Source organism: Treponema phagedenis, assembly GCF_008153345.1.
GTDB lineage: Bacteria > Spirochaetota > Spirochaetia > Treponematales > Treponemataceae > Treponema > Treponema phagedenis.
On sequence record NZ_CP042818.1, the window covers coordinates 131,625 to 156,262 of the forward strand.

Below are 24,638 nucleotides of genomic sequence, written 5' to 3' on the forward strand. Positions count from 1 at the left end.
GGCTCCAAACCAAAAACGATGTTTTAAAGCAGGACTATTTGTAAAGCTTTAAAACTCGCAGGTTTGGTTTTTGCCACGGACGGCAAAACTCAGAATCGACATGGACGGCGGTGGTTCCACTATGGTAAACTGCCCGCCGTTGCGCCGTGTCGGAATCTTTTTTCTAAAAATGAATATTTCCCCTGCTTTGACAGAATCTCATTTTTTCATTATACTGTTCCGGTTTATATGCTCGGTTTACAGAATGTTATAAGTGATATAAGAGAACAAAGGCGCGCTATTGCGACAAAGGCTGTTTCTTCGCTTTTGTCTGAAGGCTCGGCGCCCCTTCAGTCCGGTCAAATTACAATGGAAGTTCCTCCCAATCCCGAGATGGGAGATATTGGCTTTCCTCTTTTTCCTTGAGGTAATGTAAAAACAACGCGCCTTCGTTTCAGCATACATCGCTAAAAAAGCAGATTCTTATCCGGAATCTCTTTTTATGCTTATACACAGGATAATACAGATTACATCGCAACGAGCCGGCTTCATTAGCGCTAAAATGAAGCCCGTATATTAACAGGCACTAAGGATACCATTGCAAAATGCAAACACAAATGAAAAAAGCGTATACCGCTTTCGGCCCCATTCACTTTTATAAATCGGCATTAAAAATTGCCGTTCCGGTGATGATACAATTATTTGTACAAACCCTTGTATCTCTTATTGACAACTTCATGGTTGCCGGACTCGGCGATATAAAAATGAGCGGCGTAAATGTTGTCAATCAATTCCTTTTTTTATTTATCACCGCCTTAACCACCCTTTCTATCGCGGGCGGCATTTTCATGGCGCAGTATTCAGGGGCAAAAAATGCCGAAGGCATGCAGCAAAGCTACCGGTTTAAAATCCTTTCCATGGGACTGCTTTCAGCTTTACTAATGGCGGTTTCGCTTCTCTTCCCCGATCAAATACTTGGCTTTCTGGTTAGCGGCAACATACAACAGCACGCCATTGTAGCGGAAGGTAAAAGCTACCTTTATATTATCGTTCTCACCTTTATCCCGATGGCTCTGTCAACCGCCATCGCCTCATCCTTACGCGAAACGGGCGATGTAAAACCGCCGATGTACATTGTAATTGTCAGCACCATAGTCAACACCATCGGCAACTATATTTTAATCTACGGCAACTTCGGTGCGCCCCGGCTGGAAGTGCAGGGAGCCGCATACTCTACCGTCATTGCGCGAATTGTGGAATTAGTACTTTTTATCGCCTATGTAAACAAAGCAAATTCAGTCTTTTATGTACGCTTTATACACTTATTCAACGTTAAACTCTCTTTGTTTGGAGACATCCTTAAAAAATCCGGCTGGATATTTGCCGCCGATATGTCATGGGGCATAAGCGAAACCGTTGCAACAGCCCTATACAACAGCCGCGGCGGAGCGGAAGTTGTTGCGGGCATGTCCGCCGGCTGGACAATCGCCAACCTCTTCTTCCTCATTTTCCCCGCAGTCGGCACCTCAATCGCCGTTATCGTCGGCGGCACCTTAGGCAAAAACAAACTCGAAGAAGCAAAACAGCAGGCGCGCTGGTTAATGAACGGATCCGTCATTGCGGGATTCTTTGTCGGCATACTGGAATTCTGCTCGGTCATCCTAACCCCCATCGTATTCGGACAACTTTCTGCGGAATCGCAGGCGGTGACAAAAAATCTTATCTGGATAATTGCCCTTTACATGCCGCTTTGGACATACCAAAACTCGCAATATGCCATCTCCCGCGCCGGCGGAGACGCCCTTTTAGGCGCATGGGTTGACCTCACCGTCAACCTCACCCTCTTCATGCCGGGAATGTACGTGCTGACCTATTTTACCAACCTCTCAGCACCGGTTATGTACGGCGTAGTAAAAATATCAAGCGGGGTAAAAGCAATCCTTGCCGGCTGGCAGCTGAAAAAAGAACGATGGGTAAAAAACCTCACCGCAATTGACCGATTATAAAAATACAAAAACTTTTCTCTTATCTAAGAATGCATTATAATCGGATAATCAATACGGGCGAATTTTTTCATTTTTTACATTAGACCTTCAATGAAAAAACCGGGCTGTCCATTACAATTGTACCGCCTCTTCTGCGAAAAACGAGCAACGTTATTCCCTAACGTCCATAAGTTGCTGCTTGTGCAAAAGCTATCGGCGATACAATTTCCATTACCATCCCTTTCGCATGGGTGTGGAACGGAAGCCCCGTAGCAAGATTTAGCCAACCTTATTATTTTTGAGCCACTCTATTGTTTTATTAAAAGCGTCAACCCGACTTTTATTGCATTCTTTCGGAAATTTGCGCTCAACCTTAAAAAGCCGCTGCTCTTTTCGCAAATTTAAGCCTGCAAGATGGAAGGGGAATAAAAGATGACTTACCTGTGAATAATATAAATGTTGACAGTTATATTTGAAACGCGCTTCATTCAGCTGCTTGAGCATTTGGTCGCAACAAAGTTTGCTCGGGCGTATGGTATCCTGCGTGGATGACAAAAAAAGAATCGGAGCTTTGATTTTTTCTATTGGGATTAAAGCTTCGGCGGGAGCGGCAAGCATCGCCTCTTGGTACATTGGAAGCAGATTAAGCTTTCGTAAAAACAAACGCTGCAAAAAAAGCTTGAATACTTTTTTCTTTATGCCTTCCCCCGCATAGGCAAGCGGAGCACCGTCAACACTAAAACAGGAAGTGCTGACCGGACGCTTGCGCAGCCTGCCGCGCTTCCCCTTTTCGCCGTACCAAATATGCCGAATCGGGCAAACAGCAATCACCGAATTTATCTGCGGATAAAGAGAGGCTGACAAAAGCGCAAGATCCGCACCCGCTTCAAACCCCCAAATTCCGATATTTCTATATCCCAGTTTTTGCAAGCCTTTAACGGCATATAACACAAATTCCGTCGGTATTTCGATAAAATGCTCGGGCAATCCCGGCGCATTTCGGTAAGCAAGCGCAAGGGTATCAATGCCGTTTTTTGAAAAAAATTCGGCAATTATCCGTATTTCCGTCGCTCCGCCTCTTCCAAGCATGATAAGCACTTTTGAGGAAGCAAAAGGTTTTGGAGCCTTAAATAATACGCCGGAAAAACCGTCGGCTTCTATGGTAAATTCCTGCATTTAAATTCCTTATTGATGCGGCGAATTAAAATACTCATAAACGTTCAAATCGAAAAAATAAAAATCTTTTAGCTAAAAAATTTCAGTGCATTTTCCGCATCTCGATAGGGATCCGCCATTTTCTCTGAAAAGCCGGTAACGGAATTATACATTTTTTCGGTTTGTATGCGCAGCAGGTCAAAGGCTTTGTCCAGCTCATCGCTTTTTGCGCCCATAAAATTGATGTTTTTTATCACTTCTTTTATGGTGCCGCCGATGTCCCGCGAACTTTCAAGTGCTGCCATTGCAAGCCGTCCCAGTTCCTCAGCAACAACGGCAAAACCTTTGCCCGCATCACCTGCATGGGCTGCCTCTATCGCCGCATTCATACTGAGCATTTTGGTTTGCTCGGCAATTTCTTCTATTAACTCTGACATTTCATGGATTTTGGAAATGCTTTGCGTAATAAACTGAATGCGCTCATAGGTAATCTTAAACAAACTATGTCCCGTTGTAAAAGTATTCTTCAGCACCTCAGCTTCCTGCGCGTCTTCCTGTATTTTTGGAGCGTTTTCCTGAATTGTGTGCAAAACTGATTTTATATTCCGTACAACCGCACCGGAGCCTGAAATACATTCCTCGTCCATTTTTCGCTGTAATGCCTCGTACGCTTCCTGAAGTTCAGCGTTGGATTTTTTCAGCTCCTCGTTGGTTTTTTGCAGAATCACTATTTGCTGCTTGGAATTTTCCGCCTCTTTTTCAAAAGAGTTATAAGAAAAACCGTCTGTACGATTTTCGGATTTATCCCGAGAAAAAGAAGACCGCTCTGAGCCCCATGTTTCGGATGCGGAAAATCCGCCCTGCCGTTTTTCAGCCGAAGTTTGTGCAGACAGTCCTCCCAAGCCTTTTTCGGCTTCGCCCTTCGGCAAGGTGCTTGCGCGGTCAAACGCAGGCAGCGGCGCAAAAGATGTTCCGTCCGATGCCGAGCCCATATCGTTTTTTTGCCCTTGCGCCGCGGAATCCCCGTGCGTAAAGGTTGTTTTTTTCTCTTCCCGAATCGCTGCTGAATAAGTGTTTTCGGATGTATTTCCCGTTATCGATGAAGCGGCGGAGCTTATTCCACTGAAAGCAGAGCCGCCTTGCCGGTCGGCGTAAGCAGAACCGGTTCCGGACAAATGGGATTGCCCGAAGGTAAAACCGGAAGTTTTTACTGCGCTTCCGCTCTGTGCGGTTTGTAGCCGCTTCTCCAAATCCGCTACCTTTTGCTCAAGCGCCGCATTTTTTGATCTTAAATCGGAAAGTTTTGCGGAATCTTCGGCAGCTTGCGTAAACGGCCGTGAATACCCTCGTGCCGTGTCTGTCTCTTTTTGATCGCCTTGAGGATTTGTGGTAATACTCGGAGAGGTGAAAGAAAAGGCTGCCGTTTTATGACGCTCCTCAGGCTGATCGGCACTAAGATGTTTTGGCGCAAGGTGTAAAATCAGTTTGCGGCGCTCGGCAAGCCACGCATGTACCCATTCGGACAAGAACCACGCAAGCACTAAGCCGGCAATCCACACGGTGATGATAAGGGAGCCTGATATTACAAAAACAGCCTTTTGTTTAGATTGCATTGTTTTTGTATACTCTTCCTGCAAAGAAAGGAAGCTTTTTTCTTCTTCCGAAAAAAGCTTTTCGAAGTCCCTCAAGGTTGATTCTGAAAAATTGTAATTACTTATTAAGCGTTTTAGATTTTCATGTATGGCTGTAAGGCTTTTTCGATATGCGGATTGAGCATTGGCACCGATGATTTCATTTTGCATTAACGGAAGAATGGAGTTAAAGGTCTCGTTTGTTTTTTTTGTAAAATTTTCTTTTTGAACTTTACTATTTATTGAAGCGGTTTTATAAAACTCCGCTTGCAGCGAAAGAATTCGGTAATGTCCGTCGGTAATAGAATCGGAAAAACTTTGCAAGTCGCCAACTGGATTCAGAAGCTTAAAATATAAGCCGACAGAGATAAGAACCATCAGGCAAAGCGCAATGAATGAAATAACTATTTTCGCCTCTTTTTTCATATCGCCCCTTTACAGAAATACTGATAGGGATTAGTATAGCACAAAATGAAAATTTTGCATACTGCGGACTTACATTTAGGGAAATCCTTGCATGAATTCTCTCTTTATGAGCAGCAAAAAAAAATGCTGCATGATATACGGCAAATCCTTTCAAAAGATGACTATGCCGCTTTTTGTATTGCGGGCGATGTGTACGACCGCTCCATTCCTCCCGCCGATTCGGTAAGTTTGTTCAGCTCTTTTTTAACCGAGATAAAGGCGGATAATCCGGAACTTTCTATTTATATTATTCCGGGCAATCACGATTCTGCGCAGCGGCTTTCTTTTGCAAGTGAGCTGCTGAAAGGGCAAAATATTTTTATTCACCAAGACCCCGAAAAATCCGATTTGCCCTATCATATTTCGCATAACGGAGAAGAAGCAGCTGTTTTTTTGCTTCCTTTTTTAAATTTGGGAGCATTTTCATATATTGCCGAAGACAAAACCGAAAAGCTTATGACTTCGCAATCGGAAATGCTTACCGAAGCGTCTCGGCGGCTAAAAAAAACGGTACCGAAAAATATGCCGTCTATTCTTATTGCCCACCTTTTTACGCTTGCGGGAAAATCTTCTTCAAGTGAGCGCGTTTTTGTCGGTTTGGCCGAACAGGTTGACCCCGCTCTTTTTGACTTTTTCTCTTATGCGGCACTCGGGCATTTGCATAAGCCGCAAAAAATAACGAAGCGAATGTATTACTCCGGCGCTCCGCTTCCGTACTCATTTGATGAAGCGGACGACCGCAAGTCGGTGTTATCCGTAGATATTGACTGCAAAACGGAAGGCTTTCCGGTAACCGTTACCGAAATTCCGATTGCGCCTCTTATCCCCCTGCGGCGGCTTGAGGGTACATTTGAAGAATTCCATCGGGGCAGCAAGTTTGCCGCATATGAAAATGATTTTCTTGAAATTCAGCTTACAGATTCTTTGACAGTGGCAAATCCAATGGGTTTGTTAAAAACCCGTTATCCGCGCATTATGAATATTAAGCAGCCGCAAGTCTTTTTTCAGACCGACGAAAAAACGAACGGCAGCTCATTGCGGGGGCGAAAATTGAGCGCAAATGACCCGCAAACACTTATGCAAAATTTCCAAGCTTTTCAAAAAGAGATTGAAAGCGATGCAAGTCCCGAAAAAAAAGAAGTGTTTACGCTTCTTTGCAAACAAATACAAGAGGAGCGGTAAATGCGCCCGAAAAAACTGGAATTACAAAATATCGGCCCCTTTGTGAATACTCACTCGGTTGATTTTTCGGCACTCGGTTCTATTTTTTTGGTCTGCGGTAAAACGGGCGCCGGAAAAACCACTTTGTTTGACGCAATCTTTTATGCCTTTTACGGTAAGCCGCTTGGAAGCAGATCCGACATCACAAAAAGCTTGCGCAGCGAATATGCCGGTGCCTCCGATGAGGCTGCGGTTTCATTTGAATTTTACCTCGGCGAAAACCTCTATCGGATACGGCGGAGAATTGCGTACACGCCGCCCAATAAAAAAAGGGAAATCCCCGAAGAAGTGAGTTTGGCACAAAAGGCGGCGGACGGCTGGAAAGATATTTCCTGTACCAACAAAAGCGAAACCGATGCTAAAATCAAAGCCCTTGTCAAACTCACCGATAAAGAATTTTCGCGCATTGTGGTTTTGCCGCAGGGTGAATTTTCTCAATTTTTAAAAGCAAACTCAAAAGAAAAAAAAGAAACGCTGATAAATCTTTTTCCGGTGGAAACGTACACCAATTTAATGGAGCGTGCAAAACAGCAAGCGGACGAGGCAAAACAGAATTTGCGTCTTGTGGAAAAAAGGCTTGAAGCGCTGCAAGCTGAATTCAATCATCACACGTATGAAAGTGAATCAAAAAAACTTTCGGATGAGTTGGACTTGCTTCGGAACGCACAAAAAGAAAACAGAAAAAAAATCGCGGAAATTTCTTCAAAAATAACCGAAGAGGAAGCCCTTGAAGAAAAACTGCAAAAATATGCACAAGCCCAAAATGAGCTTGAGGCTTGTAAACAGCAGGAACAAGAAATTCTCCTGACAAAACAAAAAATTGAAAATGCGCGCAAAGCGGCTCCCTTGGTTGTCCGTGCAAAACAGCTTGAAGAACTGCGCGAAGAAACTGTTCAGCTTAACCAAGAGATAGAAACAAAAACAAAGCTGCAGCAGGAGTTGGAACAATTTATTACAGAGCTGCATAACCGGCGCGAAGAAATTGAAGAAAAAAAGCTGCTTTCGATTGAGTTAAAAAAAACGCAAGGAAAGCTTTCCGACGGAATACGAATTGCGGATGAACTTAAAGCCGAAAAAACGGAAGGACAGCAATTGCGGGAAGGCATCAATAAACTTCAAGCGGAAAAACTGGATATGGAAAAGCGGGAAGCAGAAAGTTTGCAAACCATTGAAACCTTGCAAGAATCAATAGACGCTTTTACCGATCGGCAGGAAAATTTTAATCGATTAAAAGATGCGCTTGAGCTTTGGCGCAAACTTTCCGAGCTGACAAAAAAGAAGACAACCGTGCAGCAATATTATGCCATGCAAAATGGAGCGGCGGAGAAAAGTTTGCAAGAATTAAAAACAACCGAAAAGGATTTGGAAATTGCCCTTGCAACACAGCACGATTTAATCGAAGAGAAAAAAAATGCCGAACGCCGGGAAGAAGCGGCTCATTTAGCACAACATCTTATTCCGGGTGAGCCCTGCCCCGTATGCGGTTCCCGAGAACATCCGCAGCCGGCGGCAACCGCATTGCTTGACTCTTTCAGTTTTGATGACAAAATCCAAGCTGCGGAACGGCAAGTTGAAAAATTACAGAAAGACAAGGAAGAACAAAAAGATTCGTATGCCCGTTGTACCGCAAGTGCACAGCAATATCAAACTCAATTAGGGGAACTCAGGGAAGAGCTCAATCTGATTGCAAGTCAAAACAGCGATTTAAATCTGAGTGATTTCCCCGATGAAAATGTGTTAAAGCAAAAGATTGCCGCTCTTTCAGAAGAGGCTGAAAAAGCCGCCGCCCTTTTTAAGGATTCGAGCAAGGCTTTGCAGGACAAGAAAAAGCCCGAGCAGGCGCTTGAGCAGATTAGAACCGCCTTAAAAGAAACAAGCCAAAAAATTGCAACGGCTGAAGCACGCTTAAGCGGTATTCGGAGCGCCTATGCAGCAAAAAACAAACAATTACAGGAAATCTTAAAAACCGTTCCAAGCATTATAAACACTTCCGATTTAGAAAACGCACACGAAGAATGTAATGCGCTTATTCTGAAAACGGATAATGCAATAAACGGCTATACGGAAGACCTGCAAGAATCCGAAAAAAAGCAGAGTGCTATTCAATCTGAATTACAGGCGCTTCGGCAAAACCGCATACAAAAGGAAAAAGCAAAGGCGGAAATTGAAGAGAACTTACAAGCGGAGCTGGAAAAGGCGGGCTTCCAATCAGCGCAGGACTTACTTTCCGCCGGCATGAGCGAGCTCGATATTCAAAACCTTAAAAACGATATTGAAGTATTTACAAATAAACAGATTGCAAATGAGCAATTGGTAAATACCCTTAAGGCGGAAATCGGCGAAAGACGCGGCGGAAATCTTCCCGCACTTACCGCACAGCTTGAAGACTTGCAAAAAGACGGCGACACCATTCAAGCGCAAGCGGAAAATACGGCATCAAAGCTCAACACCCTCAAGGAAAACCAAGACAAGCATAAAAAGCTATCAGAAGAGTTTGAAGAAAAAAGACTGCAAGCGGCGGAGATGATTTGTCTTGCCGAAGAGCTGAACGGGTCAAATAAACGCAAGCTGCAATTCGACACGTGGATGCTTTCTTCATACTTACACGAGGTAACAATTTATGCAAATAAGCGCCTTGAAAAAATGAGCGAGGGCAGATACCGCTTGCAGGTAAGTGAGGACAGTTCCGGCGGTAAAGGCTATAAAGGGCTTGACCTTGCAATCGCCGATTCTTACACCGGCAGTCTTCGCCCGTCGGCAAGTCTTTCAGGCGGTGAAACTTTCATGGCATCAATCAGTCTTGCACTTGGCTTAGCGGATTCCATACAGGCACAGTCGGGCGGCATTCGGCTTGATTCAATGTTTATCGATGAAGGATTCGGCAGCTTGGACGATGCAAGCCTTGACCGCGCAATCAGCATTTTGGACGAAATCCGCGAAGGCGACCGCATGGTCGGTATAATCTCCCACGTTGGAGAATTGCGCACCCGCATCCCGCAAAAAATTGAAATCGAAAAAACAAACACCGGTTCACAAATTGTGCAAAATTAACCGGATTTGCGTCACTCTTTATAACCTTTGCGGAGCAACTCGCAGATTCGGCATTCCGATGGTAAGTTTACTCGCTGTCATTTTACATGAGATTTGGCAAAACTGTTACCTTCCCAGTAAATCCATATATAGTGTAGTTTTATTAAAAAATAAGTAAAAAGCAATATATATAGTGTTTATTAGTGATAAAGTGTGCTTTTAGGGAAAGGCATGATTTTACACGCGGTTTGGCAAAAATTAATGAAAAATGCCCAAAAAGGGCTGTTTTTAACCGTTTCTGTTACCTTAAATCTTTTTATTTTTTTGTTTGGAAAAATCGGGAGAATTTTTAAGAAAATCCTCTTAAAAATTAGTAAAAAACCAGATATCCGGGGCTGTTTTTATGATATTGTAAAAGTTATTCACAGCTTGTGGATAACCATCTTTTTATGGATTGTTACGGGTCTTTTTATTCTGATTTTTACGCCGTTTTAACCCTTTTTAAACCGCTTTTTTTGATTTTTCATTTATCGCGGTTTTCGGCAAAAAGTCTAAACAGTCGCCATGCAATAGTTCGATATTTTCGGTTAATTTCATTTTTTTTACCTTCCTTTTTTACATAATTTTTTAAATCATACTGAATAAAACAATACAATTTCGGAATATAGATAAACACAAAAAAAACAAAAAATCTTTCAAGCAGTTTGTTTGAAAGATTTTTATATTGAGAAGATAATATGTTTTTAAATTTAAACTTATTTTTTATTTTCCGGTTCCGGTATGGGGCTGTCATCAACAATATCGAAAAAAACCTTTGGATATAAATAGTCTTCTCCGGAATCGTCGACTATACGATAATCATCGCCTTCTATTGCTATTACTTCGTAAGCTTCTTTATCTTGAAACCAAATATCTTTTTTATTTTTGTTTACTACCTTCATGTATCACCTTTATAATTCGTTTTCTTTTAAGCTCAACCTTTCCGATGTTTTTACATTGGTACCAGTGTATTTCGGCAATATATTCCATTCCGTTTTCATTTACCAACATCGCCGTACCTCTCACCTTATACCAATCTTTTGCTTTTGTAAAGCTCCCGTTTTGATGTGTCTTTAATCTGTGATAATTTTTCCTATATTTCCTACTTACTCCAAAATCAGGCACGTATTAGTAGGAAAATCCGTTTATGCCTGTGGTAAATTGCTCGCCGTTGCGCCGTGTCGGACTCTCTTTTTAAATTCGCCTCTTGCGGTTCTTAGGTTTTTATACTATTATTGCGCCCATGATTACAGTAAGTGATTTAAGTTTAAATTTTTCAGATAGACCGCTTTTTAAGGATGTTAACCTTAAGTTTACGCATGGGAATTGTTACGGTATAATCGGCGCAAACGGGGCGGGGAAGTCAACGTTTTTGAAAATCCTTTCGGGAGAGCTGGAGCATGACAGCGGACAAATAGATATCACTTCAAATGAGCGCATTGCCGTATTGCAGCAAAACCATTTTGCCTTTGATGAGTATAGCGTAAAAGATACGGTGTTTATGGGCTACCCTAAATTATATGAGATTATGAAAGAGCGCGAAGCAATTTATGAAAAGCCGGATTTTTCGGAAGAGGACGGCATTCGCGCTTCCGAGCTGGAGGGGGAGTTTGCGGATCTGAACGGGTGGGAAGCCGAAAATCAGGTTGAGCAAATGCTTTCGGGACTCGGTGTGGATGAGTCAAATCACGACAGAAAAATGAATGAGCTTGATGAAAGTCAGAAAATTCGCGTGCTGCTTGCCCAAGCTTTGTTCGGCAATCCGGATATTCTTTTATTGGACGAGCCGACAAACGGACTTGACCTTGAGTCAATCGGCTGGCTTGAAGAATTTTTGATTGAATTTCCCAATATTGTTATTGTTGTTTCGCACGATAGGCATTTTTTGAATAATGTTTGCACGCATATCTGCGATATTGATTACGGGAAAATCCGCCTCTATTCGGGAAACTATGATTTCTGGTATCAAATGAGTCAAATTATGCAGCGGCAGGCAAAAGACCAGCAAAAGAAGCGCGAGGAAAAAATGAAAGACTTGCGCGAATTTATTTTGCGGTTTGCATCGAATGCGGCAAAAAGCAGGCAGGCAACCAGCAGGAAAAAAGTATATGACAAACTTGCGCTGGAAGAGATTGAGGTTACTTCACGGAAATTTCCCTATGTGCATTTTAAACCTAATCGCGAGATAGGAAACAATGTACTTACGCTGGATAAACTTTCGTATACTGCAAAAGAAGATTCCGATGAGCAAAATACGGTGCTTTTAAAAAACTTAAGCCTCGTGATAAACAGAACCGATAAAATCGCCTTTGTCGGGCAGGAACACAACGCAAAAACCGCTCTTTTTGATATTATTACCGGCGAAAAACAACAGGATTCAGGCGATGTGTTTTGGGGGCAAACCATTACGTATGGGTATCTGAAAAAAGACAATTCGGAATATTTTAAAACCGATTTAAATATAACCGATTGGCTGCGGCAGTTTTCCGAAGATCAGGACGAATCGTATATCCGCAGTTTTTTGGGCAGAATGCTTTTTACCGGCGATGAATCGTTAAAACCCGTGAAGGTACTTTCGGGAGGGGAAAAGGTGCGCTGTATGCTAAGCCGGCTTATGCTTTCCGGCTCCAATGTGCTCATTCTTGATGAGCCCACCAACCACCTTGACCTTGAGGCAATTACCAGCTTAAACGAGGCGCTGATAAACTTTCCCGGCGTGGTGCTCTTTAACTCGCATGACTATGAGTTTATCAACTCGATCGCAAACCGCATTATCGAGATTACGCCGAACGGTATTATTGACCGCATGATGAAGTTTGAAGAATACGCAAAAGACGAACACGTCAATAAGGTGCGGGAAGAACTGTACGGCGGGACTGCAAATAAAATTTCAATTTAGCTTATTGTAACGCTCCTTTGATACCTCGATTAGTGTAGCGTTTTTTTAATAAGTCGATTCGTTTTTAATACTTCTTATACAAATCATATAAAATTTTATATAAGAGCTCGGCACGGCGCAAGGGCGAACCCTTAGAATTTCTACTTTTGGTTCTCCTACGAGTTTTGTCTGCTTACGCTGGAGTATCAGGCAAAACATCGTTTGGAATTTAGCAACGGCGGGCAGTTTACCTCAGGGATGCTGAATCCAGCGCTAGGCACGTCTTTTGCGGATAAACAGTGCTAAAGATTCTTTGCGTTTGGCACAAAAGAGTAAGCACATATAAATCACTATTAGAAGAAAAAAAAACAGCTGTTGGCTTATTGCTATGTTTAATTTTTTTTGTAAAATATATATGATTATGTAAATTATACAATTATATAAAATATAATCACTTTTGTTTTACACCTTTGGATAAATCTGCTTTACAGCTTCACTTCTTTTGATAGTCTGTTTCGGCGGCATTGACAGAGATGAAGTCTTATTCTTTTTTCAAAAATATGCGGAATTGTAAGAACACTGTTCCGTCTTATCTTTAGTCAAACAATGCAGGTTTTGACAAGGGGCTTTTTTTTGCCTATAGTGTGTGCGTGAAAAAAACAAACGCAATGAGGATTCTGGAAAGTAAAAACATACCGTTTTCCGTCACCGAATATGAATGGGATGAAAATTATCTTGATGCCGTATCGGCTGCGTCAAAATTAAATCTTGATCCCGATTCTGTATACAAAACTATTGTGATGATGAATGAAAAAAAGGAAGTTTTTGTGTTTTGTGTTCCCGCAGCGCACGAGGTAAGCTTAAAGAAGGTGCGGATTCTCACAAACTCTCATTTAAATCCTGTTAAGGTAGCGGAGTTACAATCAATTACCGGTTATTTGCGCGGCGGGTGCTCTCCGATAGGAATGAAAAAACACTTTCCCGTATATATTGACGAAAGTGCTTTGAAAAAAGAGCAAATATATATCAGCGCAGGACAGCGCGGAATGCAGCTTGTTTTGGATCCGAAAGATTTGCAAAAAGCTTGTAATGCGGAATTTCATCAACTGATCGACGGCTAAAACGCTTAATACGTTTAAAAATATTTCCTTCTGTCTTGACACTTTCTTTAATTATAAAGACTATTACAGTATGAAAACGAGTAAAATACGAATACTTATAATGGCATCAATTTTTATTATTGCCTGTGTTTTAGCATTTCCCCCGGTACTTTCCGCTTTTCCGCGACAAGAAACAACGGAAGATATTCACATTAAAAACATTCAAGAAGTGTATGAAATGCTTCAAAAATATTATGTGGACGAGGTAGATCCAAAAATTTTGTACAAGGGTGCAATGGAAGGTATGTTAAATTCATTAAAAGACCCTTACACCGTTTTCATCGAAAAAAGCAGCATCGCCGGAGTAGACTTACAGGATGTTACTAAGGGCTTTTTCGGCGGTATCGGCGTAACAATCACAAAAGCCAATACTTCCACGCCTGAAAAACCCGCCTATCTGGAAGTTTTGTCGCCGATTGAAGGCACCCCCGGCTGGCGGGCAGGTTTGCAGCCCGGCGATTTAATCATAAAAATCGGAGATATTTCCACTGCCGATATAACAATGGAAGAAATTCTTAGTAAACTGCGCGGACCTATCGGTACAAAGGTTGATATTACTGTTTTACGCGGAAAATCCTTGGAGTTTCCGCTTTCAATTGTTCGGGATAAAATAGAAGTTCCTACCGTAAAATATGCGAAAATAGAGCCTGACATTGCCTATGTCCGCTTAATCACCTTTAATCCGTTGACCGCTCCGCGCATGGAAGAAGCTGTTGTCGAACTACAAAAGCGGGGATGCACAAAACTCATTTTAGATCTGCGCAATAATACCGGCGGCATCATTACCGGCGCTGTAAACGTGGTCAGCTCTTTTATTGATTCAGGTACGGTTGTTTCCACAAAATCACGAATCCCGAATCAAAATATGGTTTTTACTGTAAATAAAAATGTGACTAAATTCCCTCAATCAATGCCTATTATTGTGTTAATAAACAAAGGATCAGCTTCCGCATCGGAAATTGTTGCAGGCGCATTAAAAGACTATAAGCGCGCCTATCTTGTCGGCGAAACCACATACGGAAAAGGAGTGGTGCAGCAGATATTTGACATAAACCAAGATGAGGGCTTTAAAATGACTGTCTCAAAATACTATACCCCAAGCGACGCCAATATCGACAAACAAGGAATTCCCCCCGATTTTGAGATAAAAACACCGGAGCTTTCCGAAGAAGAAGAGACGGCTTTAATAAAACTTTTTGCGGACAATAAAATCGCGTCATATGTGGAAAAAAATAAGAGTTTGAACAAAACTGAAATAGAAAATTTTGCAAAAAATCTTTCAAAAGAGTATAAGCTTACCGTACAACTTCTCAAACGGCTTATTGTGCAAGAATACAATCGAAAACGCATTTCTCCGCCGGTATATGATTTGGAATATGACGAACAGCTTCGTAAAAGTGTTGACATCATAAAAAACACCAATATTTTTGAACTTCTGAAAAAAACAAAAACCATTCATATGCTGCAAGATGAGGCTGAGCAAAAGCAAGCACAGGAAAAAACAGCATCGTAAAAATGAAACAACTTTTGGTTAATGCAGAGGTCGATGTTGACGGGACAGTTAAGCTTTCGGGAAAAGATTACCATTATTTAGCTACCGTTTTGCGTAAACGAATCGGCGATATAGTTATTTTGGATTTGCCTTCCTGTGGCACAGTTGCGGCGGAAATCATCGACATACGCGCGCAAAAAAAAGAGCTTGACCTGCAAATAAAAACAGGCTTGGAAGGTTTGACTCAACCGCCGCCGTTTGAAATTGTGCTTTTACAATGGCTTATCAGAGGGCAGAAAATGGATTCGGTCATTCGGCAAGCAACGGAGCTCGGCGTTTCCCGTATTATTCCGATAGCGGGAGAATTTTCTTTAATAAAAGAAGAAAATGAAAAGCAAACAGAGAGGCGCAGAAGAATTATAAAAGAAGCTCGCCAGCAATCCGGCTCAGTGATACAAACCGAAATTTCTTCAGTGCAAACACTTGATTGCGCGCTGAAAAATTTAAACACAGCCTATCAAAAAAGCTCTATTGTAAAACTTTTATTCACGGAAAAAAAATCCGCCGATTCAATGCTGCACACTTGCTTGAGTTCTCGCCCGAAAACTGTTATCATTGCAATAGGCGCGGAAGGCGGAATGAGTGTGCAGGAAGTAACTGGTTTAAAAAATGCGGGATTTATTCCAGTACATTTGCACACAAATATTTTGCGGGCGGAAACGGCGGCTATTACCGCCTGTGCTGCCGTACACACCATTTTAAGTGAGGGAGAAACATGGCAGTTACCAGAATAAATTTTTTAACCGTTCCTTTAGATGTTCTTCCGGAAGAAGAAATAGAAACAACTGTTTTATCTTTGCTGGAAAAAGAGGAACCGCAACAAATTATCTTTGTTTCTCTTTGGGATGTATTAAAAGCACGAAGAAACTATGAATTTAAGCAGATGTTGGAAAATGCAGCTCTTTGTTTACCCATTTCAAAAAGCCTTATTAGAGGAGCACGCTTTTTAAAACTGCCGGTTCCTGTCAGAAGGCATCCCTTTAATTTTATTATTTCAATATTAAATGTAATTGATTCTCATTATAAATCGCTGTATTTATTCGGGGGCAGGACGGAAAGTGTAATTGAGGCGGAAAAAAACGTGCATGTTACTTTTCCCGGAATAAGCATTGTCGGACGCTTTAACGGATATTATCGAAAAAACATGGAAAAAGATATTATTTCCGCAATTATAAAATCAAACCCCTCTCTCGTTATTGTTGGAAACGGTATAACAGGCGGCAATAAATGGATATATCGAAATAGAGCTAAACTGCACGGCGGAATTTTCATTAAAGATCCTGATGTAATTGATATTTTCTCAAAACAAAAAAAGAGAATATCCGATAAAACATTTGAAGGCGGCAGAGAATTCTTACTGCAAATTGTAAAAAATCCTTTTAAAATTTTTTACTTTTTTCGCTATGTTTGGTATAACTTGCTCTTACTTTTCTATCGATTTTTCAGGACAAATAAGGGCTCTTAAAATTTATTATTCTTAATTATAGAAACCTCATAACTATAACTTTTATAGGCCGCTCTCAGATTCTTTTGCGATATTTTTTAAGCTATTATAACATTTTTTTGATAACTTGATCTGTTTTTTAATACATCTTACAAAAATCATAAAAAGTTTATAAAAAGAGTCCGACACAACGGTTTGGTTTTGACATCCTTGTCAAAACCAAACCTATGAGTTTGAAAACTCCTGTTTATATATAGCTGTGGTAGTTTTCAAACTCAATTCTGTTTAGAACCACGGGCGTCCGTGCCCGTTCTGATTTTTGACATCCGTGGCAAAACAAAACCTGCGAGTTTTAAAGCTTTACAAATAGTCCTGCTTTAAAACGTCGCTTCTGTTTGGAACCACCGCCATCCGTGGCGGTTCTGATTTTTGCCGTCCGTGGCAAAATGAAACCTTGCGAGTTTTAAAGCTTTGCAAGCTGATTTGCTTTAAAACATCGTTTCTGTTTGGAACCACGGGCGTCCGTGCCCGTTCTGATTTTTGCCGTCCTTGTCAAAACCAAACCGTGCGAGTTTTAAAGCTTTACGAATAGTCTTGCTTTAAAAAGTCGTTTCTGTTTGGAACCACCGCCATCCGTGCCCGTTCTGATTTTGCCATACGTGGCAAAACCAAACCTTTCGAGATCGCTGATACTATTTATTTCTCATTATAATCAATAACATAATTTTATTTTGCTGTACTTTTTTTTATTGGGCTTCCAATTTTTAAAAATAAAAAGGAGTCTTGTATGGAAAAAGTTTTGTATGTTGCGGAATTTGAGGAAGACGTTCTTATGCTTCAAACATTTGCTGAAGGTCTTTGGGATATCACACCGGTATATAAAAATACCGATATTATTGAAGCTTTAAAAAAAGATCATTTTTCTTTTATTCTTTTTGATTTTAATATTCCACAAATTTTTCCTATGAAGGTATTAAAAACCATCACAGCGGAGTACGCTGAAATTCCTGTTTTTTTGCTATCGCGTGCTTATGAGTTACCGTTTGAAAGAAGACTGCCACATAAAAACATACGAACAGGTTTTAGAATTCCGTATCTTTTTGATGATTTGCACAAAAAAATTGTCAGGCATAAAAATAATTATAATTCCTTTTTTATAAAAAAACTTGATTCGTCAATAGATAAAGAAATATCCGAATTGCTCTGGGGAATCAGTTTGAATATACAAAAGCTAAAGTATGATATTTTTCTTGCCGCCCAATCATCTCATGCGGTTTTATTACAAGGAGAGACGGGAACAGGAAAAGAGATAGTTGCAAAACTTATCCACGAGTTTTCAAACAGAAAAAACTTTAGCTTTATTCCGGTTGATTCAGGAAGTATTCACTTAGACCTTGCGGAAAGCATTCTTTTCGGGACAGAAAAAGGAAGTTTTACCGGGGCGGAATCAAAAATCGGACTTTTTTCTGCCGCAAATAAAGGAACACTCTTTCTTGACGAAGTTGAAAACATGAGTCTTGACTTACAAATGAAGTTTTTGCGCGTGCTGGACTCAAAGACCTTCTACCCGCTTGGTTCCACAACTTCAAAACACTCGGATTTTAGACTTATTTCTGCCTCAAATAAAAATCTAAAAAAAATGGCATTGGAGGGGAAATTTCGAGAAGACTTATATTATCGAATTGATGTGATAAGAATAGAAATTCCGCCGCTAAGGGAAAGAAAAGAAGATATTATGGTAGTAGCAGAAAAATATATTAAAAATCAACATAAGACTTTGAGTCTAAAAGCTGTTAAAAAGCTGGAAAAATATAATTGGCCGGGAAATATTCGGGAGTTATTTAACTGTCTTGACAGAGCAGCATGGGCGACCGGCGATAATCCGGTGATTGATGAAAGTGCTATTCTTTTTTAGTTTTTATATAGGCAAGTTTTTTGAACAATTTCTCAAATCGTGCAGCCTCTTTTTTTGACATTCCCGCTCTTCCGATAATTTCTTCCATAAACCGTTGGTTATCTTCCTTACCAGCATGTCGGAAAAGTCCTGCAAGGCAAAGATATTCGTTTATTTTTTCGGAAAGGAGCGTTACCTCCTGCATGGATATTTTTTCATAGCCATATTTTCTTGGGCTGAATTTTCTAAAAAGCTCATAACAGATAATTTGTACTGCATGGGATAAATTGAGTGAAGGAAAGTTTTGAGCGGAAGGAATATTGATTGCAAGCGAGCAAATATCAAGCTCCTTATCGGTTAAACCGGTTCTTTCATTGCCAAAAACAATTGCCGCTTTTCCGGCGCCTTGCTCAAATGCGAACGATGCAAACTGCTCGGGCGCCATCCCCCATGATTTTCTTTTTTCTCCCATTCTTCTGGTTGTTCCCGCAACAATAGCGCAATCGTAGACCGCTTGCCGCAGTCCTTCAACCGAAGGCTCAAAAAAGCGGGCGGTTTTCCAAATATTATCCGCATGAATTGCTAATCTGCAAATCTCTTCTTGATCATAATCCGAAGCATTGCCCGTTATTCTGAGCTCGGCGCAATCGGAGTTTGCCATTGCGCGGCAAACAGATCCGATATTTTTGCTTTTTTCAGGTCTTGCCAAAACAATAATGATAGGTAGCATAATAATATTTTTCTCTAAACACCCTTGTTATGTCAAGCCTTTTTGTGTTATACTTAATTTATAAAGATAGCTATGCTAAAACAACAATTTTTGTACATCCGACTTGTTGTTTTTCATATAATCGGCTGTCTTCTGTTTTTGATTCCAAAAGTTCGATAAATTCTAAATTGATTTTCCTATTTATCGAATCCGGCAAGGCTGAATGTTATGGTGTTATTAGTGAAAAATATATTTTAAAATAAGGGTTTGAAGTTATATGAATACTATTATTCCTGGTTTTGATGATGAAAAAGACGAAAGTCTGAAAATGCGTTTACAAATAATTGACGATTTGGAACACTGTATTATTATTTTTTTAGAAGGATACGTTGATACGTATAATTCAACTTATTTTCAAAAACGCATTACGAAGGTTATTGATGCGGGGTTTGTCAAAATAATCTTTAATTGTGGGGCATTAAACTATATTTCATCAACAGGAATAGGCTCTTTTACCGCCTTTTTAAAAACAGTTAAGCCAAAAGGCGGAGATATTGTCCTTTTAAACATTCAACCGAAAGTATACGAAGTGTTCCAACTTTTAGGCTTCTCTCAATTTTTTAATGTAAAAGATTCTCTTGCGGAGGCTCTTAACTTTTTTAAGAATAACGGGTCTTTGACAAAAAATAATGTTTTTCCAAAAATTTTTGCCTGCCCGATTTGTTCAAAAAAATTGAAAGCAACACGACCGGGAAGATTCCGTTGTTCGAAATGTAAAACCATCTTAGCGATTGATGATAACGCCCAAGTTATGCTTGGTTAATAGTAAAGGCTTTTCATGATAAGAACGCTGAATCTGCAAGCGGTTATTGTTAATGCTCTAATAGTGTAGCGTTTTCTAATTAACTTTCTGTTATGCAGAGCGAAGCATCAGCAGGAGGTTTGTGGATTCAAGTATCACTATGGTAAATTACCCGCCGTTGCTCAATTCCAAACGATGTTTTAAAGCATCAACACAAAACTGTAAAATTGAAGCTTTAAAACTCGTAGGCGAAGTTACAGTAAATTTTCAAAACTTCGCCCCTGCTCAATTCCAAACGATGTTTTCCCTGATACTCCAGCGTAAGCAGGCAAAACTCGTTGGCGAACCAACAGTAGAAATTCCAAGGGTTCGCCCTTGCGCCGTGTCAGGCTCTTTTTATAAAATTTTTTTACGATTTGTATAAAATACAGTAAAAAAGCAAAAAATCGTTTAAAGAAGTATGATAAAAAGCCGTCTGAAATAGCGAGGGCTTTTTATCTGTCGAGTTTTGCCTTTAAAATTGAGGTAGACAAAACATTTCCTATTAATTATGCTTTTTCAGACTCAGTCTCTTAAAAGTATTGAAAAACCTTTTTGGAAATCTGAGGATACTTCAAAAAATTTTATGAGGGGAATTTATGAACAAAAAAACAGGTATCGGCATTATCGGCGCCTGGGGCTTACGCCGCGGGCTTATTCGCTATGTTGCACAAAACGAAGACGTAAATCTGCTTGGTGCAGCGGATATTTCCGCGCAGGCATTAGAGAATTTTCAAAAAGAGTACGGCAAAAACCTTTATGTTACACAGGATTACCGCGATCTCTTACGTAAGGACGATATTGACGCGGTGTTTATTTTGTCGCCCGATTATTGCCATGAAGAACACGCTGTTGCCGCCTTGCAGGCAGGAAAAGCGGTATATTTGGAAAAACCGCTTGCAATTACGATTGATGGCGCCCTGAATATTTTACAAACGGCAAAGCAAACCGGCAGTCTTTTATATGTCGGGCACAACATGCGCTATTTTCCGGTAGTGCTAAAAATGAAAGAGATTATAGAATCAGGTGTAATAGGCGAGGTGCAGGTGGTGTGGTGCAGGCATTTTATCTCTTATGGCGGCGATGCTTATTTTAAAGACTGGCATTCGCAGCAAAAAAATGTTACCGGATTGCTTTTGCAAAAAGCGGCACATGATATAGACGTTATTCATTGGCTTGCAAACTCGCATAGTACGATGGTTACCGCAATGGGAAAACTTTCGGTGTACAACCGATGCACGAATAAACAAGCGGAGGGCGAAACCCATGTGGTTAGTTTTAATCAAGAGAACTGGCCGCCGTTGGAAGATCACTCGTTTGCGCAAAAAATTGATGTGGAAGACCATTCGATGATGTTGATGTCAATGCAAAACGGTGTACAAGCCTCATACATGCAATGCCATTACACGCCTGACGCATGGCGGAACTACACGGTTATCGGTACCAAAGGCCGTGTGGAAAACATCGGCGACAGCGGAGACTGCTCAATCAAACTCTATACCTCCAGAACCGATACCTTTGAAAAACCTGACACCGTTTATTTTCTGCATAAAACCGAAGGCTCGCACGGCGGCTCAGACCCGTCAATAGTCAAAAGCTTTGTCGACTTTGTCCGCACCGGACGCAAGGCAAACATCGACCCGTCCGCCGCCTTTTATGCAGTCGCCGCAGGTATTGCCGCAACCGAATCCCTGCGCAACAACTCGCAACCCGAACAAGTACAGACTCTTCCTGAAGAACTTACCAACTATTTTACAAACGGACAAAGGCCGGAATAATTCTGGTGTGTGTTTTTACCTTTTTGAATTAACCTCGCATGTAAGACTGCGACTCAATATAACAGCAGGTTTCAACTGAAGTCATAAGCACCTTGCTTGGAAAAAGCAAGGTGCTTATGGGCAACAGCAAGGGGTTATTTTCTCATAAAAATTTACTGTTTAAATTCGCCTCGAATGCTTTACGGTTAGCTTTCTTTTTTTAATTTTGCGCTTACCGCTTGATGAATAAGATAGAGGTACGGAGCGCCCATATTGGTTTCCAGTAATGAATCAATGATGAGTGTCATGATGCCTGCTTGTCGTATGCCGGTTAAAAACAACACTGCCTCCCAGCCAAGCTGTACCAGTATGCCGATAAAAAGGATACTTTTAATGTCAACTTTTTCAGCTTCTGTTTTGGCGGAAAGATTTTTAAAAATAAGATAGCTGTATCCGACGATAAGAAAAACAGCCATAATCCAATGATAGCCGCCGGTGCCGCGTTGAATAGAGATATGATTCCATGATGCGCCTGCTCTTTGGGATATTATTGCTATAGTGAACCAAGCAATAATAATAAGATAAGACCATTCACGGCGGTTTTCTTTTTCATCAAACCATAACCATACCCACGCCATATTGGTAAATCCATAACTGAGGCTTAACCAAAGCAGAAATAAAAAAGGGCTTGCTCCAACGACTTTTCTTGTTCCAAGCAAAAGATAAAATCCGCCATAATCGACAACAAAGTATAAGAGCCCGCCGAGTACGCCCGCCCAAAAAGCCGCGTATCGTTTGGTTCGGATCAAATAGAGCGCTAAAATTACGAGAAATATACAGTCAAGCAGAATGTGCAAACTGCTTAAACTGCGGTTAGGTACAATATTCATCCCTTGTCTCCCTACTATAAAATTAGATGGAAATTATAGAGACTCTTCTATATATCTGTCAAGCGGGAAACAGTGGCTTGCACAGGGCAGGCATGAAAATTTTTATATCTTATTGTGTGAGATATCAGTGAAAATAATTTGCACAATAAAAAGCATGCGACCTTGGTTTCAAGGTGGGTTCTTAGGGTAAAGGCAAAGCTTTGCAACTTGTCTTGCTTTAAAACGTCGCTTCTGTTTGGAACCACCGCCGTCCGTGGCGGTTCTGAAATTTACATTCCTCTGGTGCAGGGGGTCAGTACACGAAGTATAAGCATAAAAGCTCTGTGTAGCAGCAACTGCCAAGCAGGCAGATTAAGGGCGGCCGAAGCCCTCAATGCGAAGCATAAGCGAATAAATTTTACAAGACCTTGAACTTTGTGGTGCGCAGCACGGGCGAAGCTTTGCCATTTTCTCTTTACTTCGCCTAAAAGCGGGGTTCAAGGGCTGATAGCCCCTTGTTCATGCGTAAGCCCTGGAAACAAACCCTTGACGAGAGATAAAATTTCGCATAATCTATTATAGTGGGAGGATTATATTTATGATAAAATTAAAAACTCCTTTGTTTTTTGCAGGAATAGGTTTTCTTTTATCTTTTTTAATCGGTATTGTAAGCGGAGGAATTCGTTTTTATGTTATCATTTTACGCGCCCTCGTTTTTGGTATTATGACAGGGGGCTTTATCTTCGGTGTATCTATTTTACTGCGAAGAGTGCTTCCTGAACTTTTTACCGAGTCCAGTTCTCCCGAAACTCCCGAAGAAAATAAATCCGATTTGGGTGCTGCCGTCAACATCACTTTGGATGACGATCTTGATGACAATGAGGAAGCTGCGGATATGAATTCTTCTTCAGAAGAAAAAAGCGATGGCTCTTTTTCAGCATCGGCTTCCGATGTACCGGCGGAAGACTTCCCAAATGATAATCATCAAATTGCAGATGAACAAGATGAAGAGTTAAAGGATTTGCCTGCCATGAGTGAAATTATGCATGATGAGCCTGATAATGCAAACTCTTTTGAAGAGCTGACAAAATCGAAAACCGATAACGGATTTTCGATAAGTGATTCTCAGATATCCGTGCCGGAAACGAAAAATATGGCACGAGCGATTAGGACGATTTTGGCCGATGAAACATAAGCTGATAACAATACATTGTAATTACCCGCATAAAAGGACATAAACATGGAAACTACAAGTTTTGAAAATAAACCGGAAGAAGAACTTTGGCTGGAGTATAAAAAAACCGGCAATGCAAAAATCCGGGAATTTTTTATCATTCAATATGCTCCCTTAGTAAAATATGTTGCAAGTAAAATTGCGGTAGGAAAGCCGGGAAGCATAGAGTTTGACGATCTTGTCAGCTATGGCATTTTCGGACTTTTTGATGCGATTGATAAATATGATCCTGAAAAAAATATTCGTTTTAATACCTATGCGGTTACGCGTATCCGCGGTGCTATTTACGATGAGTTGCGCTCAATTGATTGGGTGCCGCGATCGGTTCGTCAACAGATAAAACAAATAGAAGACACAATAGCCGCCATTGAAGCAAAGCTTGGCAGATCAGCCACTGATGAAGAGATTGCATTTGAATTGAATATCAGTTTGGAAGAATATCACCAGCTTTTGCTAAAAATATCGGGGACAAGTGTTATTTCTCTTGCGGACACTAAATTCGGCGGAGAAGATTCCGGTCAAATAGCGGTAGGCGACAGTATAGAAGCACCCGCATCACTTAATCCAGACGTTATTGTGGAACGTGAAGAAATAAAGCGCGTAATAGTCGAGGCAATAAAAGAGCTTTCCGAAAGAGAACAACAAGTACTTATTCTTTATTATTACGAGGATATGACATTAAAGGAAATCGGAAAAGTATTAAAGGTTACTGAATCTCGCGTATCGCAGATACATACCAGTGCAAACCTTAAACTCAAAGCAAAACTGACAAATATAAAAAGAGGTATTCGCTAG

21 protein-coding genes are annotated in these 24,638 nt (G+C 40.9%); 15 read left to right on the forward strand and 6 right to left on the reverse strand.

Going from position 1 to position 24,638, the window contains the following annotated elements:
• The first annotated feature begins 63 nt into the window (after positions 1-63).
• A complete protein-coding gene (locus tag FUT79_RS00565) occupies positions 64-405 on the forward strand; it encodes a hypothetical protein (RefSeq protein ID WP_024752856.1) in 342 nt (113 codons plus the stop codon).
• Positions 406-584: 179 nt separating this feature from the next.
• Positions 585-1,985: an MATE family efflux transporter gene (locus FUT79_RS00570; protein WP_002701328.1), complete on the forward strand. Its 1,401-nt coding sequence runs from the start codon at positions 585-587 to the stop codon at positions 1,983-1,985.
• Between the two features lie 258 nt (positions 1,986-2,243).
• Here the strand turns inward: FUT79_RS00570 and FUT79_RS00575 are convergent, their stop codons facing one another.
• Together FUT79_RS00575 and FUT79_RS00580 are read right to left on the reverse strand one after the other, a co-directional pair.
• Positions 2,244-3,140 (reverse strand): acyl-CoA thioester hydrolase/BAAT C-terminal domain-containing protein, encoded by an 897-nt coding sequence (locus FUT79_RS00575; RefSeq protein WP_002701330.1) that lies wholly within the window; start codon positions 3,138-3,140, stop codon positions 2,244-2,246.
• Positions 3,141-3,208: 68 nt separating this feature from the next.
• Positions 3,209-5,176 carry a methyl-accepting chemotaxis protein gene (locus FUT79_RS00580; protein ID WP_244951111.1) on the reverse strand — a complete coding sequence of 656 codons (1,968 nt, stop codon included), beginning with the start codon at positions 5,174-5,176 and terminating at the stop codon, positions 3,209-3,211.
• 45 nt (positions 5,177-5,221) lie between these two features.
• On the opposite strand from FUT79_RS00580, the gene FUT79_RS00585 reads away from it, so the two are divergent.
• Complete coding sequence (locus tag FUT79_RS00585; protein ID WP_024752858.1) at positions 5,222-6,397, forward strand: exonuclease SbcCD subunit D; 1,176 nt, start codon at positions 5,222-5,224, stop codon at positions 6,395-6,397.
• Positions 6,398-9,487 carry an exonuclease subunit SbcC gene (gene sbcC, locus FUT79_RS00590; RefSeq protein ID WP_044634645.1) on the forward strand — a complete coding sequence of 1,030 codons (3,090 nt, stop codon included), beginning with the start codon at positions 6,398-6,400 and terminating at the stop codon, positions 9,485-9,487.
• A gap of 734 nt (positions 9,488-10,221) precedes the next feature.
• On the opposite strand, the gene FUT79_RS00595 is transcribed toward sbcC, so the two are convergent.
• Positions 10,222-10,407 carry a hypothetical protein gene (locus FUT79_RS00595; RefSeq protein WP_024752862.1) on the reverse strand — a complete coding sequence of 62 codons (186 nt, stop codon included), beginning with the start codon at positions 10,405-10,407 and terminating at the stop codon, positions 10,222-10,224.
• The gene (locus tag FUT79_RS15665) at positions 10,385-10,516 is read right to left on the reverse strand and encodes a hypothetical protein (protein WP_269410050.1); all 132 of its coding nucleotides are present in this window, start codon (positions 10,514-10,516) and stop codon (positions 10,385-10,387) included. The genes FUT79_RS00595 and FUT79_RS15665 overlap by 23 nt, the downstream gene beginning before the upstream one ends.
• Before the next feature lie 232 nt (positions 10,517-10,748).
• On the opposite strand from FUT79_RS15665, the gene FUT79_RS00600 reads away from it, so the two are divergent.
• The 6 genes from FUT79_RS00600 (at position 10,749) to FUT79_RS00625 (ending at position 18,454) form a co-directional block, all read left to right on the forward strand.
• Positions 10,749-12,404 (forward strand): ABC-F family ATP-binding cassette domain-containing protein, encoded by a 1,656-nt coding sequence (locus FUT79_RS00600; RefSeq protein WP_024752863.1) that lies wholly within the window; start codon positions 10,749-10,751, stop codon positions 12,402-12,404.
• A 629-nt stretch (positions 12,405-13,033) separates the two neighbouring features.
• A complete protein-coding gene (gene ybaK / locus FUT79_RS00605; RefSeq protein WP_024752864.1) occupies positions 13,034-13,504 on the forward strand; it encodes a Cys-tRNA(Pro) deacylase in 471 nt (156 codons plus the stop codon).
• A gap of 70 nt (positions 13,505-13,574) precedes the next feature.
• Positions 13,575-15,056 carry a S41 family peptidase gene (locus tag FUT79_RS00610; protein ID WP_044634782.1) on the forward strand — a complete coding sequence of 494 codons (1,482 nt, stop codon included), beginning with the start codon at positions 13,575-13,577 and terminating at the stop codon, positions 15,054-15,056.
• A gap of 2 nt (positions 15,057-15,058) precedes the next feature.
• A complete protein-coding gene (locus tag FUT79_RS00615; RefSeq protein ID WP_024752866.1) occupies positions 15,059-15,829 on the forward strand; it encodes an RsmE family RNA methyltransferase in 771 nt (256 codons plus the stop codon).
• The gene (locus FUT79_RS00620) at positions 15,811-16,560 is read left to right on the forward strand and encodes a WecB/TagA/CpsF family glycosyltransferase (protein WP_024752867.1); all 750 of its coding nucleotides are present in this window, start codon (positions 15,811-15,813) and stop codon (positions 16,558-16,560) included. The genes FUT79_RS00615 and FUT79_RS00620 overlap by 19 nt, the downstream gene beginning before the upstream one ends.
• Positions 16,561-17,326: 766 nt before the next feature.
• A complete protein-coding gene (locus FUT79_RS00625; protein WP_024752868.1) occupies positions 17,327-18,454 on the forward strand; it encodes a sigma 54-interacting transcriptional regulator in 1,128 nt (375 codons plus the stop codon).
• On the opposite strand, the gene FUT79_RS00630 is transcribed toward FUT79_RS00625, so the two are convergent.
• Positions 18,441-19,163, reverse strand: a complete 723-nt coding sequence (locus FUT79_RS00630) for an rRNA methylase (protein WP_002700578.1) — start codon at positions 19,161-19,163, stop codon at positions 18,441-18,443. The two genes, FUT79_RS00625 and FUT79_RS00630, sit on opposite strands and share 14 nt — an antisense overlap.
• A 256-nt stretch (positions 19,164-19,419) precedes the next feature.
• On the opposite strand from FUT79_RS00630, the gene FUT79_RS00635 reads away from it, so the two are divergent.
• The 3 genes from FUT79_RS00635 to FUT79_RS00645 all read left to right on the forward strand — a co-directional run bounded on the left by FUT79_RS00635 (position 19,420) and on the right by FUT79_RS00645 (position 21,761).
• Positions 19,420-19,965, forward strand: a complete 546-nt coding sequence (locus FUT79_RS00635; RefSeq protein WP_002700580.1) for an STAS domain-containing protein — start codon at positions 19,420-19,422, stop codon at positions 19,963-19,965.
• Positions 19,966-20,086: 121 nt separating this feature from the next.
• Positions 20,087-20,368, forward strand: coding sequence for a hypothetical protein (locus tag FUT79_RS00640; protein ID WP_148879331.1), 282 nt, complete (start codon positions 20,087-20,089; stop codon positions 20,366-20,368).
• Positions 20,369-20,582: 214 nt separating this feature from the next.
• Complete coding sequence (locus FUT79_RS00645) at positions 20,583-21,761, forward strand: Gfo/Idh/MocA family protein (protein WP_148889193.1); 1,179 nt, start codon at positions 20,583-20,585, stop codon at positions 21,759-21,761.
• Positions 21,762-21,946: 185 nt separating this feature from the next.
• Here the strand turns inward: FUT79_RS00645 and FUT79_RS00650 are convergent, their stop codons facing one another.
• Complete coding sequence (locus tag FUT79_RS00650; RefSeq protein WP_002700584.1) at positions 21,947-22,630, reverse strand: hypothetical protein; 684 nt, start codon at positions 22,628-22,630, stop codon at positions 21,947-21,949.
• 577 nt (positions 22,631-23,207) lie between these two features.
• Between FUT79_RS00650 and FUT79_RS00655 the strand changes: the two genes are divergently transcribed.
• Together FUT79_RS00655 and whiG are read left to right on the forward strand one after the other, a co-directional pair.
• A complete protein-coding gene (locus FUT79_RS00655; protein WP_002700590.1) occupies positions 23,208-23,804 on the forward strand; it encodes a hypothetical protein in 597 nt (198 codons plus the stop codon).
• 45 nt (positions 23,805-23,849) lie between these two features.
• Positions 23,850-24,638 (forward strand): RNA polymerase sigma factor WhiG, encoded by a 789-nt coding sequence (gene whiG / locus FUT79_RS00660; RefSeq protein WP_002700592.1) that lies wholly within the window; start codon positions 23,850-23,852, stop codon positions 24,636-24,638.

Coding starts and splice junctions, on each gene's coding strand:
- FUT79_RS00570 (WP_002701328.1), top strand. CDS start 585: ATGCAAACACAAATGAAAAAAGCGTATACCGCTTTCGGCCCCATTCAC.
- FUT79_RS00575 (WP_002701330.1), bottom strand. CDS start 3,140: ATGCAGGAATTTACCATAGAAGCCGACGGTTTTTCCGGCGTATTATTT.
- FUT79_RS00580 (WP_244951111.1), bottom strand. CDS start 5,176: ATGAAAAAAGAGGCGAAAATAGTTATTTCATTCATTGCGCTTTGCCTG.
- FUT79_RS00585 (WP_024752858.1), top strand. CDS start 5,222: ATGAAAATTTTGCATACTGCGGACTTACATTTAGGGAAATCCTTGCAT.
- sbcC (WP_044634645.1), top strand. CDS start 6,398: ATGCGCCCGAAAAAACTGGAATTACAAAATATCGGCCCCTTTGTGAAT.
- FUT79_RS00595 (WP_024752862.1), bottom strand. CDS start 10,407: ATGAAGGTAGTAAACAAAAATAAAAAAGATATTTGGTTTCAAGATAAA.
- FUT79_RS15665 (WP_269410050.1), bottom strand. CDS start 10,516: ATGTTGGTAAATGAAAACGGAATGGAATATATTGCCGAAATACACTGG.
- FUT79_RS00600 (WP_024752863.1), top strand. CDS start 10,749: ATGATTACAGTAAGTGATTTAAGTTTAAATTTTTCAGATAGACCGCTT.
- FUT79_RS00610 (WP_044634782.1), top strand. CDS start 13,575: ATGAAAACGAGTAAAATACGAATACTTATAATGGCATCAATTTTTATT.
- FUT79_RS00615 (WP_024752866.1), top strand. CDS start 15,059: ATGAAACAACTTTTGGTTAATGCAGAGGTCGATGTTGACGGGACAGTT.
- FUT79_RS00620 (WP_024752867.1), top strand. CDS start 15,811: ATGGCAGTTACCAGAATAAATTTTTTAACCGTTCCTTTAGATGTTCTT.
- FUT79_RS00625 (WP_024752868.1), top strand. CDS start 17,327: ATGGAAAAAGTTTTGTATGTTGCGGAATTTGAGGAAGACGTTCTTATG.
- FUT79_RS00630 (WP_002700578.1), bottom strand. CDS start 19,163: ATGCTACCTATCATTATTGTTTTGGCAAGACCTGAAAAAAGCAAAAAT.
- FUT79_RS00635 (WP_002700580.1), top strand. CDS start 19,420: ATGAATACTATTATTCCTGGTTTTGATGATGAAAAAGACGAAAGTCTG.
- FUT79_RS00645 (WP_148889193.1), top strand. CDS start 20,583: ATGAACAAAAAAACAGGTATCGGCATTATCGGCGCCTGGGGCTTACGC.
- FUT79_RS00650 (WP_002700584.1), bottom strand. CDS start 22,630: ATGAATATTGTACCTAACCGCAGTTTAAGCAGTTTGCACATTCTGCTT.
- FUT79_RS00655 (WP_002700590.1), top strand. CDS start 23,208: ATGATAAAATTAAAAACTCCTTTGTTTTTTGCAGGAATAGGTTTTCTT.
- whiG (WP_002700592.1), top strand. CDS start 23,850: ATGGAAACTACAAGTTTTGAAAATAAACCGGAAGAAGAACTTTGGCTG.